Consider the following 12,083-nt stretch of genomic DNA (forward strand, 5'->3'; position numbering starts at 1 on the left):
TCGGGCCGGGTCGCGGTGCAGCCGCGATTCTGCTCGGATCCAGCGCCGCCGGTAGGCTGGGGCGCATGGCAGAACGACTTCCGGTGGCAGTGCTGGGCGCGAACGGGCGCATGGGATCCGAGGCCGTCAAGGCCGTCACAGCGGCGCCGGACATGGAGCTTGTCGCGGCGCTCGGCCGCGGCGATTCCCTCCAGACGGTGCTCGAGGCCGGGGCCCGTGCCGTCGTCGACCTCACCGTCCCCGACTCGACCGAGGCGAACGTCCGTTTCGCCGTCGAGAACGGCCTGCACGCCGTGGTCGGCACGACCGGCTGGACCGCCGAGCGGCTCGCGGCCCTCGAGGCCCTCCTCGCCGAGCGCACCGGCACGGGCGTGCTCATCGCCCCCAACTTCGCGCTCGGGGCCGTGCTCGCCTCGGCCTTCGCCGCGAAGGCGTCGCAGTACTTCGAGTCGGTCGAGATCGTGGAGCTTCACCACCCCCAGAAGGTCGACGCCCCCTCCGGCACCGCTGTGCGCACCGCCCAGCTCATCGGCGCCGCCCGCGCCGCGGCCGGCGTCGCGCCCTCGCCCGACGCGACCGAGACCCAGCTCGACGGCGCCCGCGGCGCCGTCGTCGACGGCGTGCACGTGCACGCGGTGCGGCTGCGGGGCCTCGTCGCGCACCAGGAGGTGCTGCTCGGCGGCCCCGGCGAGCAGCTGACCATCCGCCACGACTCGTTCGACCGCGCCTCCTTCATGCCCGGCATCCTCCTTGGCCTGCGCAAGGTCGCCGACCACCCCGGCCTCACGGTGGGCCTCGACGGCTATCTGGACCTGGGCCTGTGAGCCCCGTCGGCTGGCTCAAGGCCAACCGCACCAAGATCTGGGTCGGCCTCGTGGCCGCCCTGCTCGTCTTCTACCTCGTCGTCACGTTCGACCGGGCGCGGCTGCTGCTCTCTGACCCCGAGCCGGTCGCCAAGTCCATCGGCGCCGCCTACCTGCTCCTGCCAGTCGTCGGCGGGTGGGCGCTCGTGCGCGAGCTCATGTTCGGCGCGCGGCTCGAGCGGCTCGGGCGCCAGCTCGGCGAGGAGGGCGGGCTCCCAGAGGACACCCTGCCCCGGACCCCGGGCGGGCGGATCGTGCGGGAGGCCGCCGACGCCGAGTTCGGCAGGTACCGCGCCGAGGCCGAGGCCGCCCCCGACGACTGGCGCGCGTGGTACCGGCTCGGTCTGGCCTACGACGCGGCAGGGGACCGGAAGCAGGCACGCGGAGCCATGCGGCGTGCCATCGGGCTCCACCGAGGGCAGTAGTCCCGGCGGGGCCGGCGCGAATCCAACGGCCATGTCGTGGAGGAAGTCCAGAGGGCTTGCCGTCCGGGCCCGAATGTCGGGCCGCGGATGGCTCCGGCTCAGCCGGGCTGCCCCGAGGACGCCCCCGGTCGGGCCGGTCCCCGCGCCGCCGACCTCAGCGCGCCGAGCCGGACCGCGCCGTGGGCGAGCGCCTCGAGCGGGCCTCGCCAGCCGTTCGCCCGGACGAACAGCCCGATCGCGAGCGCCGCGACAAGATGCACCGTGAGCAGCATCTCGGGCGTGAGCCCGGGCGTGCCGCCGCCGTGGCTCCAGTCGAGGGCCCACACGTGCGCGGTATACAGCGTCAGGGTCATCGCCCCCGCGCCCGCAAGCGGCGCGAGCAGGCCCGTGCGGGCGATGAACCGTACGCGCGCGACGAGCAGGCACGCGCCGATCACCGCCGCGGATGTCCCCGACGAGTGGATGAGGTCCAGCGGGGTCCCCGAGTGCGGGGCCGCCGTCGCGAGCCACCACACCGTCCCGACCTGGTCGACGCCGGTGAGGTTCGCCTCGAGCATGGCCCGCAGCGGCCAGATGCGTGCCTGCTCGGTGGCCAGGAGCGCGTTGATGCCCCCGAGCGGGACGAGCAGCGCCCACGCCGCGGCCTTGGCCGCGGCGGCGGCCGCCGCGCCGCCGACGAGGAGCCAGACCTGGGTCGCCGCGCGGGCCAGCTGGGCCCGGCCGATCCACAGGCCCACGAGCAGGTAGCCGAACCACGCCAGGACCGGGTAGAACCCCGTCACGGCCAGGTCGGCGAGGAGGGTCAGGGGCGTGAGGAGGTCCTCCCACACGGGATTGTGGCCCAGCCGCAGGGGCGGCTGGGCCCCGAGCAGGGCGGGGCGCAGCAGGAACACCACGATGGGGGAGAGCAGGAGCCAGGCGACCGCGAGCAGGCCCAGGGCCTTGCGGCCGAGCCCCACCACGGCGAGGGCGCAGAGGAAGAGCGCCGCGTAGTGGACGAGGATGACGGCGACGTTGACCTCGACGAGGCCGAGGGTCAGGCCGACGGCGGCGATCACCGCGGCGCGCAGGCCCAGGCCGAGCCGGTTGCGGGCGGCGGGGACGCGCCCGAGGGTGAGCGAGACACCGGCGAGGACCGCGAACAGGGCCGCGGCGCGCCCCGAGAAGACGGTGCCGACCCACGTCGCGGACCATTCGCCCGTGCCGCTGGCGCGCTCGAGGATCGGCATGACGTGCGTGGCCATCATGGCCAGCAGGGCGGCGCCGCGGGCGAGGTCGACGCCCTCGAGCCGGCCGCCATGCCTGCCCGGCGCGCCCGCGCCAGCCCGTCTCCGTGTCCCCTGCACGCCCATGGGCCACATGCTCTCATGCCGGGCTGGGGGAGGGCTGGGCGGTTCCGACCCGCCCCTGGCGCGGGCGCCCGGCCCGAGCGCCCGGCCCGGCCGTCCCGTGTCCTAGGATGGGCCGTATGTCCGCCGAGCTGACCGTGGCCGCAGTGCAGTCCGTCCCCCGTCCCGGAGGGATCGCCGCGAACATCACGGAGCATGTGCATCTGCTCGAGGACGCCCACGGGCACGGGACCCGGCTCGCGGTCTTCCCCGAGCTCTCGCTGACCGGCTACGACCTCGGCCTCCTGGCGGACGAGTCGAACTGGCTCACGAGCCCCTCCGCCCAGCTGGCGGACCTCCAGGCGGCGTGCGAGGGGATGGGGATCATCGCCGTCGTCGGCGCCGCCGTGCGGGAGCCCGACGGGACGCCGCGCCTCGCCTCCGTCATGGTCCGCCCCGGCACGGCACCGCTCATCGCGGGGAAGATGCACCTCCACGGCCCCGAGCTCGAGCTGTTCGAGCCGGCCGAGCAGGCGACCCTGGTCGACGTCGACGGCTGGAACGTGGCCCTCGCGGTGTGCTTCGACGTCGCCCAGCCGAGCCACGCGGCCGAGGCGGCCGCCGCGGGTGCCGACCTGTACGCCGCCTCCGCGGTCTACGTGCGCGGCGAGGAGCGCCGCCTCGACCTGCACTTCGGCGCGCGGGCCATGGACAGTCGCTTCTTCGCCGTCCTCGCCAACGCCGGGGGCGAGAGCACCCTGGGCCCCTCGTGCGGCAACAGCGGCCTCTGGGGGCCGGACGGCCACCGCATCGCGCACGCGTCGGGGAGCGGCTCGGAGGTGGTTGCGGCGCTCCTGTTCCGCTCGTCGCTCGAACGCTGGCGGCGCGGGGTGTGACCTCGCCCACCCGGGCTGGCCCGGGCCCGCCCACGGGCCGGGCGGAGGCCCTGCGCCGTTGCCCAAAGCGTGCGGCGACAGGGTAACGTACTTGGCATGGCTGACTCCGATATCCGCACGCGCACTTTCGGCACTCTCCTGACCGCGATGGTCACCCCGTTCACGAAGGACGGCGAGGTCGACTATGACGCGGCGGGCAAGCTGGCGGCGAAGCTGGTGGACGAGGGATGCGACGGCCTCGTGGTCACGGGCACCACGGGCGAGACCTCCACCCTCACCGACGAGGAGAACCTCGGCATGTTCACGGCGGTCCTCGAGGCAGTCGGCGGCCGGGCCAAGGTCATCGCCGGAACCGGCACGAACGACACGCGCCACTCGATCAGCCTCTCCCGCCGCGCCGCGGAGCTCGGCGTCGACGGGCTCCTCATCGTCACCCCGTACTACAACAAGCCCAGCCAGGCCGGCGTCCAGGCCCACTTCGAGGCCGTCGCCTCGGCGACCGACCTCCCGGTCATGCTCTACGACATCCCCGGCCGCTCCGGAATCCCGATCGCGACCGAGACCATGCTCCGCCTCGCCGAGCACCCGAACATCCTCGGCCTCAAGGACGCCAAGGCGGACTTCGGCGCCGTCACGCAGGTCCTCGCCAAGACGGACCTCGCCGTGTACTCGGGCGACGACGGGCTCACGCTGCCGTGGATGGCCGCGGGCGCGCTCGGCGTCGTCTCCGTCACGGCCCACGTTGCCACGGCGCAGTTCCGCCAGCTCGTCGACGCGTGCCTCGCGGGCGACTTCGCGACGGCGCGCAAGATCCACTTCGAGCTTGATCCGGTCATCCGCGGTGTCATGACCCGCGTGCAGGGCGCCGTGGCGTCCAAGCAGATCCTCACATGGCAGGGAGTCCTGCCCAACTCCGTGGTCCGGCTGCCCCTCGTGGAGCCCGGCGAGGCGGAGCTCGCCCTCATCCGAGCCGATCTGGCTGAAGCCGGAATGGACTTCGCCTAGGAAGTAGTAGCAATGACCCAACGTGCCCTGCCCGTCCTCACCGCCCCGCCCCGGCTCCCGTCCGGAACCCTGCGGGTCGTCCCGCTCGGCGGGCTGGGTGAGGTCGGGCGGAACATGGCCGTGTTCGAGATTGGGGGCAAGCTCCTCATCGTCGACTGCGGCGTGCTGTTCCCCGAGGAGACGCAGCCCGGCGTCGACCTGATCCTGCCGGACTTCTCGTACATCGAGGACCGCATGGCGGACATCGTCGCCGTCGTCCTGACCCACGGCCACGAGGACCACATCGGTGCGGTCCCGTACCTCCTGCGCCACCGCCGGGACATCCCGCTCGTCGGCTCCCAGCTCACGCTCGCGCTCGTCGAGGCCAAGCTCGCCGAGCACCGCATCACGCCCGTCCTGCGGGTCGTGGAGGAGGGCCAGGTCCTGGACCTCGGCCCCTTCCAGACCGAGTTCGTCGCCGTCAACCACTCCATCCCGGACGCCCTCGCGGTGTTCATCCGCACGGCCGGCGGCAGCGTGCTGCACACGGGCGACTTCAAGATGGACCAGCTGCCCCTCGACGGCCGCATCACCGACCTGCGGCACTTCGCCCGGCTCGGCGAGGAGGGCGTCGACCTCTTCATGGCGGACTCGACCAACGCCGACATCCCCGGCTTCACGACGGCGGAGAAGGAGATCGGCCCGACTCTGGACCGGCTCTTCGGGCAGGCGCGCAAGCGCGTCATCGTGGCCTCGTTCTCCTCGCACGTGCACCGCGTGCAGCAGGTGCTCGACGCCGCCCACCACCACGGCCGGAAGGTCGCCTTCGTGGGCCGCTCGATGGTGCGGAACATGGCCATCGCCGCGAAGCTCGGCTACCTCGACGTCCCCCCGGGGATCCTCGTCGACATCAAGAACATCGACGACATCCCCGACCACCGCCTCGTGCTCATGTCGACGGGATCGCAGGGCGAGCCGATGGCCGCGCTCTCGCGCATGGCCAACGGCGACCACCGCGTCCAGGTCAACGCCGGGGACATGGTGATCCTCGCGTCCTCGCTCATCCCGGGCAACGAGAACGCCGTCTTCCGCGTCATCAACGGCCTGCTCAAGCTCGGCGCGAACGTCGTGCACAAGGGCACCGCGAAGGTGCACGTCTCCGGCCACGCAGCGGCCGGCGAGCTCCTGTACTGCTACAACATCATCGAGCCGCTCAACGCGATGCCCGTGCATGGCGAGACCCGCCACCTCATCGCGAACGGCAACCTCGCGCTCGAGACCGGCATGGAGCCCGAGAGCGTCATCCTCGCCGACAACGGCACGGTCGTGGACCTCGCCGGTGGCGTCGCGAAGATCGTCGGCCAGGTCGAGGTCGGGTTCGTCTACGTCGACGGCTCCAGCGTCGGGGAGATCACGGACGCGGACCTCAAGGACCGCCGCATCCTCGGCGACGAGGGCTTCATCTCCGTCATCACGGTGGTGAACCGCTCGACTGGCAAGGTGGTCTCGGGCCCCGAGATCCACGCGCGCGGCGTGGCCGAGGACGACGCGGTGTTCGACGACATCATCCCGAAGGTCAACGCGGCCCTCGAGGAGGCCATCCTCGCCAAGCCGGACCACACGGCCTACCAGCTCCAGCAGGTCGTGCGCCGGGTCATCGGCACGTGGGTCAGCCGCAAGCTGCGCCGCCGCCCGATGATCATCCCGGTCGTCCTCGAGGCCTAGCGCACGCGCGCCCGAAGGGCCGCCGCCCCCGTGTCAGTCCGCGGGAACGGCGGCCCTTCGCTGTACCGTGGCGACTATGGCGACTCGTACCCCTTCCACGCCACGCTCTTCTTCTGCAGGGTCCGGCACCACCAAGGCCGGCAGCAGGAGCGGCACCCCGAAATCCTCGCCCCGGGCCGCCTCGGGACGCGGCGGGAAGGGCAGCACGACGACCCGTTCCGGGGTCACGAGCACTGACGCGGGCCAGCCCCTGCTCGCACGGGTCCTCGGCGGCGCGTGTCTCGCGCTCGCGCACGCCGTCGGCGGCGGCGTCCGGCGGATCGGCACGGACGTGAGCGACATCGACCCGGCCGAGCGGCGCGACGGCGCCGGCCTGTTCAACCTCGCCCTCGGCGTGTTCGTCGCGACCTTCGCGTGGTGGGGCTGGCACGGCTGGTTCCCCGACACCGTCTACGCCGTCGTCAACGGCACGTTCGGCTGGATCTCGCTCGTGCTCCCGCTCATGCTCGCGGTGTGCGCCGTGCGGCTCTTCCGCTGCCCGGGGGACCACCGCGGGAACAACCGCGTCGGCATCGGCTTCCTCATCATGGCCTTCTCGGGCACGGGGATCGCGCACGTCGTCGGAGGGATGCCGACGGCGGGCGGCGGCTTCGAGGGCCTGCGCGAGGCGGGCGGCATGCTCGGCTTCCTCGCTTCCTCCCTCCTGGCCGAGATCCACCCCGCGGTCCCGCTCGTGCTCTACGGGGCCCTCGCCTTCGTCTCGGTGCTCATCGTCACGGCGACGCCGTTCGCCGCGATCCCGCGCCGGCTCAGCTCCGCGTGGGAGCACCTCATGGGCGCCGATCTCGCGCGGGAGGAGGGCGACGGCCACGATCGGAGCTACCTGTACGACAGCGAGCGACGGGCCCAGGAGGCCGCGAAGGGGCGCACGAAGAAGAGGCGCCGCCTCTTCGGCAAGGACGACGACGGGCAGCCCGCGGAGGCCCAGGACGGCTTCGCAGGCGACGAGCCCTACGAGCGCGCCGTCGTCGAGGACCCGGCCGCGACGGCGCCCCTCGACGCCCCTGAGGGCGGCCGCTCGCAGGCCGAGGCCGCGATCGAGAAGATCCGCGCCGCCCAGCAGGCCGGCCGCGCCGGAGCGGGCGCCCGGGCCCCCGAGGGCGCCACCGAGGCGATCCCGACGGTCGGGCTCCCGACGCCGAACCTTCCTGGGGCGCCCGCCGGCGCCGCCGTGCCCCGGGTGCCCTCGACGCCGCCGCCGCCCGCGGGCCCGCCCACCCCCATCCCGCAGCGCACCGAGCAGCTCGAACTCTCGGGCGACGTCGCGTACACGCTCCCCACCTCGGAGTTCCTCGTCCAGGGAAGCGCCCCGAAGGAGCGCACCGAGGCGAACGACGCCGTCGTCGCGGCCCTGACGAACACCCTCCAGCAGTTCAACGTCGACGCGGAGGTGACCGGCTTCTCGCGCGGACCCACCGTGACGCGGTACGAGATCGAGCTCTCGCCCGGAACGAAGGTCGAGAAGGTCACGGCCCTGAGCAAGAACATCGCCTACGCCGTCGCGAGCTCGGACGTGCGCATCCTGAGCCCCATCCCGGGCAAGAGCGCGATCGGCATCGAGATCCCGAACACGGACCGCGAGACCGTCTCGCTCGGCGACGTCCTGCGCAGCCAGAACGCCCGCCGCACCGACCACCCCATGGTCATGGGCGTCGGCAAGGACGTCGAGGGCGGCTTCGTGGTCGCCAACCTCGCCAAGATGCCGCACATGCTCGTCGCCGGCGCCACGGGCGCGGGCAAGTCGTCGTTCGTGAACTCGATGATCACCTCGATCCTCATGCGCGCGACACCGGATGAAGTCCGCATGGTCATGGTCGACCCGAAGCGCGTCGAGCTCACCGCGTACGAGGGCGTCCCGCACCTCATCACGCCCATCATCACGAACCCCAAGAAGGCCGCGGAGGCGCTGCAGTGGGTCGTGCGAGAGATGGATGCCCGGTACGACGACCTGGCGAACTACGGGTACAAGCACCTCGACGACTTCAACAAGGCCGTCCGAGCGGGCAAGGTCGTGCCGCCGCCGGGCTCCGAGCGGAAGGTCCGGCCCTACCCCTACCTCCTCGTGATCGTTGACGAGCTCGCCGACCTCATGATGGTCGCGCCCCGCGACGTCGAGGACTCGATCGTGCGCATCACGCAGCTCGCCCGCGCGGCCGGCATCCACCTCGTCCTCGCGACCCAGCGCCCGAGCGTCGACGTCGTCACCGGCCTGATCAAGGCCAACGTGCCCTCGCGCATGGCCTTCGCGACCTCGTCCGTGACGGACTCCCGCGTCGTGCTGGACCAGCCCGGGGCCGAGAAGCTCATCGGCCAGGGCGACGCCCTGTTCCTGCCGATGGGCGCCTCGAAGCCCATGCGCGTCCAGGGCGCGTGGGTCTCCGAGTCGGAGATCCACAAGGTCGTCGAGCACGTCAAGGGCCAGCTGCAGGTGACCTACCGCGACGACGTCGCCGCGGAGACCGAGAAGAAGCAGATCGACGAGGAGATCGGCGACGACCTCGAGGTGCTCCTGCAGGCCACCGAACTCGTCGTCACGACCCAGTTCGGCTCGACCTCGATGCTCCAGCGCAAGCTCCGCGTGGGGTTCGCGAAGGCCGGCCGGCTCATGGACCTGCTCGAGAGCCGCGGCGTCGTGGGCCCCTCGGAGGGGTCCAAGGCGCGCGACGTCCTGGTCAAGCCGGACGACCTGCCCGCCGTGCTCGCCGCGCTCCGCGGTGACGACGCGCCGTCGTCCGCCCCCGGGACCACCGCCGACCACACGGCGGCAGCACTTGCCGACAACGCGAGCGCCAACCACCGGATGGGCGAGTACCGGGCTGCCTCGCCGTACGCCGAGGACCTCGTCGCGGCCGACCTCGACGCACGCCCCCAGGCGGCGGAGTACTACGACGGCGCTGACGGCGACGACGAGGATGGCGGCGAGGACGCGTGGCAGCTCACCGGACGCTAGGCTGAACCGGTGACCCCTCCGCCGTCGACCCAGCCGAGTCAGCTCTGGAACCTGCCGAACATCCTCACGATGTTCCGGATCGCCCTCGTCCCGGTGTTCATCTGGTTCATGGCCGCGGACGCCTCGGAGCAGGGGCCGCTCCGGTGGTTCGCGGTGCTCGCGTTCGCCGTCGCGATGTACACCGACCAGCTCGACGGGCAGATCGCGCGCAAGCGCAACCTCGTGACCGACTTCGGGAAGATCGCCGACCCCATCGCCGACAAGCTCCTCACGGGGTCCGCCCTCGTGCTCCTCTCGCTCCTGGGCGAGCTCCCGTGGTGGATCACGATCGTGATCCTCGTGCGGGAATGGGGGATCACGGCGCTGCGCTTCGTCGTCATCCGCTACGGCGTCATGCCCGCCTCGCCCGGGGGCAAGCTCAAGACCGTCCTGCAGACCGTGGCGCTGGGCCTGTACCTGCTGCCCCTGCGCGATGTCGCGCCCGCGGTGCCCGCGGTCGCGTTCGCTGTCATGCTCGCCGCCGTGGCTGTGACGGTCGCGACGGGCGTGGATTACGTGGTCAAGGCGCTGCGGCTGCGCGCCGCGTCGCGGCAGGCTGGCTGAGATGGCCGACGGCGCGGGCGTGGGCCCGGCGGAGGTCGTCGCGGAGTTCGTGGCGCGCGGGCTGACGGCGGGGACGGCCGAGTCGCTGACCGCGGGCCAGGTGGCGGCCGCCCTCGCGGACGTGCCCGGGGCCTCGGCGATGCTGCGCGGCGGGATCGTCAGCTACGCGAGCGAAGTCAAGGCCAGCCTGCTCGGGGTGCCCGAGAGCCTCCTCGCGGAGGCGGGCTCGGTGGAGCCGGAGGTCGCGCGCGCGATGGCCGTCGGGGCCCGGGACGCGCTCGGGGCCGACTACGCGGTGGCGACGACGGGGGCCGCGGGCCCCGAGCCGCACGACGGCAAGCCCGTCGGGACCGTGTTCGTGGCCGTCGCGGGGCCGGCCGGATCGGTGGTTGCCGCACACCTCTTCGCGGGCGGGCGGGCGGAGATCAGGGCCGCCGCGACCCGCGCGGCGCTCGCCGCGCTCCTCAGTGCCGTCCGCGCCGACGCGGGCTGACGGCGTCGGACGGAACGTTCGACGGGGCACCGACAGGCGGCGAAACGACGGGCCCGAAGCTGGGAGAGTCCTGTGAATCGGTTGCCGTCGGAACAGACCGGGGAACAAAGATTTCATCACATCAGTTGTGGTTAGTGTCGTCATCCGGAGGCGGCGTCACTAAGATGAATCAGACCGGAGGCCCGCATGCGGGGCACCCACGATGAGGAGCGCGTCGATACACATGGTTAAGCAGCCCGTGTCCGTCAATGGAGTAGTCCGCTGGCGCGATGCGGGCGTGGCTGGCAGCACGAAGCTGGAACAGAAGGAGCGCACGATGGTTGTTCTGCGTCATGAGATTGGAGACGTCCTGCGGGACGTCCGCCAGCGCCAGGGCCGCACGCTCCGTGAAGTCTCGCACAACGCCCGTGTGTCCCTGGGCTACCTGAGCGAAGTGGAGCGGGGCCAGAAGGAAGCATCATCCGAGCTTCTGTCCTCGATCTGCGCCGCGCTGGACGTGCCCCTGTCGGTCATGCTGCGCGAGGTCAGCGATCGCGTCGCAGTGGCCGAAGGAATCACGATCCCCGACACCGTCCCGCAGGAGTTCGCCCAGCGGTACGGCCGGGGCCTTCCCAACGACTTGGACGCCCAGCTGAGCACCCTCAGCTGAGCACCCCGAACGACGGCGGGGCCGGGCACGCGCAGTGCCCGGCCCCGCCGTCGTCTATGCGTCCGGCGGCCCGCCGGGGCCGTGCCGGTCCGCCGGACGTTCGGCGAGGGCATCGTTGAGCCGGAACAGGTAGCGGGCGAGGGCGTCGACGTCGTCCGGCTCCCAGGTCCCGAGGGCCTCGCGGAAGAAGGCGTGCCGGCGTTGGCGGAACGTATCCACGTGCTCCCTGCCGGCCTCGGTCAGCGAGACGATGGAGGCGCGCCCGTCGTGCGGGTCGGGCTCCTTGCCCACGAGTCCCAGCTCCTCGAGGAGGGCCACCTGCCGGCTCACTGTGGGCTTGCCGACGCCGACGGCCGCCGCCAGGTCGGTCACGCGCAGGGGTCCCTCGCGGTGCAGGATCGCGAGCAGCCCATACCCCGCGGGGTCGAGTTCGGGGTGCAGCGTGCGCGCGAGGGAGAGCGATGCGGCCCTGCCGCGACGCCAGAGGAGGCCGAGCTGCTGCTCGATCTCCTGGAGGGCGGCGTCGAGCTGGTCGGGGGAGGGCATGGCTCCCATCATAGGCGCGGCGGCGGGGCCACAGCGGCGGCCGCGAGGCCCGGGTCCGTCGCCGGCGCCGGTCGTCGGTACGGGGCAACCGGCGGGGACTCCGCCGCCGCGGGGGATCTGCCCTGCGTGGAAGAATGGGACGGTGCGGAACAGCGACTTCTGGCGGCTCATGGAGGACGAGTTCGGGCCCGGCTATGCCCACGTCCTGGCGTCCTCTGCCGTCCTCTCCGCAGTCGGCGGACGGACCGCACAGGAGGCGCTGCGCGCCGGGGTGCACCCCCGCGAAGTATGGCTCGCGGTGTGCGACCTCCAGGATGTCCCCGCCGAGCGGCGCCTCGGGCGTGACCGCCCGATCCGCGACTGAGGCTGCAGCGGCGGCAGGCGGCGGGGGACGATCCGGGGCGATTCCGCGACACGCCGAGGCGGGATTCGAAGATGTGTTCGGGGGCGCGGTATTGTCCTCCACAGAGCTTCTTTTCCGCGCAATCCGCCGTGGGCACGGGAGGGTTGTCCACAGGCGGGAGTCCAACGCGACGGCTGTCGGTGGGCGCCGGTAGCGTA

General features: G+C 72.5%; 12 protein-coding genes. 10 read left to right on the plus strand and 2 right to left on the minus strand.

Translation table 11 applies throughout. From position 1 onward, the window contains the following. The first annotated feature begins 65 nt into the window (after window positions 1–65). Complete coding sequence (dapB, locus tag BV907_RS08025; RefSeq protein ID WP_077489200.1) at window positions 66–824, plus strand: 4-hydroxy-tetrahydrodipicolinate reductase; 759 nt, start codon at window positions 66–68, stop codon at window positions 822–824. Beyond that, a complete protein-coding gene (locus tag BV907_RS08030; protein WP_077489201.1) occupies window positions 821–1,288 on the plus strand; it encodes a hypothetical protein in 468 nt (155 codons plus the stop codon). The genes dapB and BV907_RS08030 overlap by 4 nt, the downstream gene beginning before the upstream one ends. A 98-nt stretch (window positions 1,289–1,386) precedes the next feature. On the opposite strand, the gene BV907_RS08035 is transcribed toward BV907_RS08030, so the two are convergent. Further along, the gene (locus BV907_RS08035; protein WP_077489202.1) at window positions 1,387–2,640 is read right to left on the minus strand and encodes a heparan-alpha-glucosaminide N-acetyltransferase domain-containing protein; all 1,254 of its coding nucleotides are present in this window, start codon (window positions 2,638–2,640) and stop codon (window positions 1,387–1,389) included. Between the two features lie 116 nt (window positions 2,641–2,756). Here BV907_RS08035 and BV907_RS08040 point away from each other — a divergent pair, with 116 nt between their 5' ends. From BV907_RS08040 to BV907_RS08070, 7 genes are all read left to right on the plus strand, one after another. Next, window positions 2,757–3,512 (plus strand): carbon-nitrogen hydrolase family protein, encoded by a 756-nt coding sequence (locus tag BV907_RS08040; RefSeq protein ID WP_077489203.1) that lies wholly within the window; start codon window positions 2,757–2,759, stop codon window positions 3,510–3,512. Between the two features lie 96 nt (window positions 3,513–3,608). Further along, window positions 3,609–4,517 (plus strand): 4-hydroxy-tetrahydrodipicolinate synthase, encoded by a 909-nt coding sequence (dapA, locus tag BV907_RS08045; RefSeq protein ID WP_077489204.1) that lies wholly within the window; start codon window positions 3,609–3,611, stop codon window positions 4,515–4,517. A gap of 12 nt (window positions 4,518–4,529) precedes the next feature. Continuing rightward, the gene (locus tag BV907_RS08050) at window positions 4,530–6,221 is read left to right on the plus strand and encodes a ribonuclease J (RefSeq protein ID WP_077489205.1); all 1,692 of its coding nucleotides are present in this window, start codon (window positions 4,530–4,532) and stop codon (window positions 6,219–6,221) included. Window positions 6,222–6,297: 76 nt separating this feature from the next. Continuing rightward, a complete protein-coding gene (locus BV907_RS08055; RefSeq protein ID WP_077489206.1) occupies window positions 6,298–9,231 on the plus strand; it encodes an FtsK/SpoIIIE family DNA translocase in 2,934 nt (977 codons plus the stop codon). A gap of 9 nt (window positions 9,232–9,240) precedes the next feature. Beyond that, window positions 9,241–9,834, plus strand: a complete 594-nt coding sequence (gene pgsA, locus BV907_RS08060) for a CDP-diacylglycerol--glycerol-3-phosphate 3-phosphatidyltransferase (protein WP_077489207.1) — start codon at window positions 9,241–9,243, stop codon at window positions 9,832–9,834. Between the two features lies 1 nt (window position 9,835). After that, window positions 9,836–10,327 (plus strand): CinA family protein, encoded by a 492-nt coding sequence (locus BV907_RS08065; protein ID WP_077489208.1) that lies wholly within the window; start codon window positions 9,836–9,838, stop codon window positions 10,325–10,327. 223 nt (window positions 10,328–10,550) lie between these two features. After that, window positions 10,551–10,976: a helix-turn-helix domain-containing protein gene (locus BV907_RS08070; RefSeq protein WP_077489209.1), complete on the plus strand. Its 426-nt coding sequence runs from the start codon at window positions 10,551–10,553 to the stop codon at window positions 10,974–10,976. A gap of 54 nt (window positions 10,977–11,030) precedes the next feature. Here BV907_RS08070 and BV907_RS08075 read toward each other — a convergent pair whose 3' ends face one another. After that, the gene (locus BV907_RS08075) at window positions 11,031–11,522 is read right to left on the minus strand and encodes a MarR family winged helix-turn-helix transcriptional regulator (protein WP_245827852.1); all 492 of its coding nucleotides are present in this window, start codon (window positions 11,520–11,522) and stop codon (window positions 11,031–11,033) included. 142 nt (window positions 11,523–11,664) lie between these two features. Here BV907_RS08075 and BV907_RS08080 point away from each other — a divergent pair, with 142 nt between their 5' ends. After that, window positions 11,665–11,886, plus strand: coding sequence for a DUF3046 domain-containing protein (locus BV907_RS08080; protein ID WP_077489211.1), 222 nt, complete (start codon window positions 11,665–11,667; stop codon window positions 11,884–11,886). Window positions 11,887–12,083 lie beyond the last annotated feature (197 nt).

The sequence above is a fragment of the Sinomonas mesophila genome, assembly GCF_001999765.1.
Classification (GTDB): Bacteria; Actinomycetota; Actinomycetes; order Actinomycetales; family Micrococcaceae; genus Sinomonas; species Sinomonas mesophila.

Coding starts and splice junctions, on each gene's coding strand:
- BV907_RS08035 (WP_077489202.1), bottom strand. CDS start 2,640: ATGGGCGTGCAGGGGACACGGAGACGGGCTGGCGCGGGCGCGCCGGGC.
- BV907_RS08050 (WP_077489205.1), top strand. CDS start 4,530: ATGACCCAACGTGCCCTGCCCGTCCTCACCGCCCCGCCCCGGCTCCCG.
- dapA (WP_077489204.1), top strand. CDS start 3,609: ATGGCTGACTCCGATATCCGCACGCGCACTTTCGGCACTCTCCTGACC.
- BV907_RS08040 (WP_077489203.1), top strand. CDS start 2,757: ATGTCCGCCGAGCTGACCGTGGCCGCAGTGCAGTCCGTCCCCCGTCCC.
- BV907_RS08065 (WP_077489208.1), top strand. CDS start 9,836: ATGGCCGACGGCGCGGGCGTGGGCCCGGCGGAGGTCGTCGCGGAGTTC.
- BV907_RS08070 (WP_077489209.1), top strand. CDS start 10,551: ATGGTTAAGCAGCCCGTGTCCGTCAATGGAGTAGTCCGCTGGCGCGAT.
- dapB (WP_077489200.1), top strand. CDS start 66: ATGGCAGAACGACTTCCGGTGGCAGTGCTGGGCGCGAACGGGCGCATG.
- BV907_RS08075 (WP_245827852.1), bottom strand. CDS start 11,522: ATGCCCTCCCCCGACCAGCTCGACGCCGCCCTCCAGGAGATCGAGCAG.
- BV907_RS08055 (WP_077489206.1), top strand. CDS start 6,298: ATGGCGACTCGTACCCCTTCCACGCCACGCTCTTCTTCTGCAGGGTCC.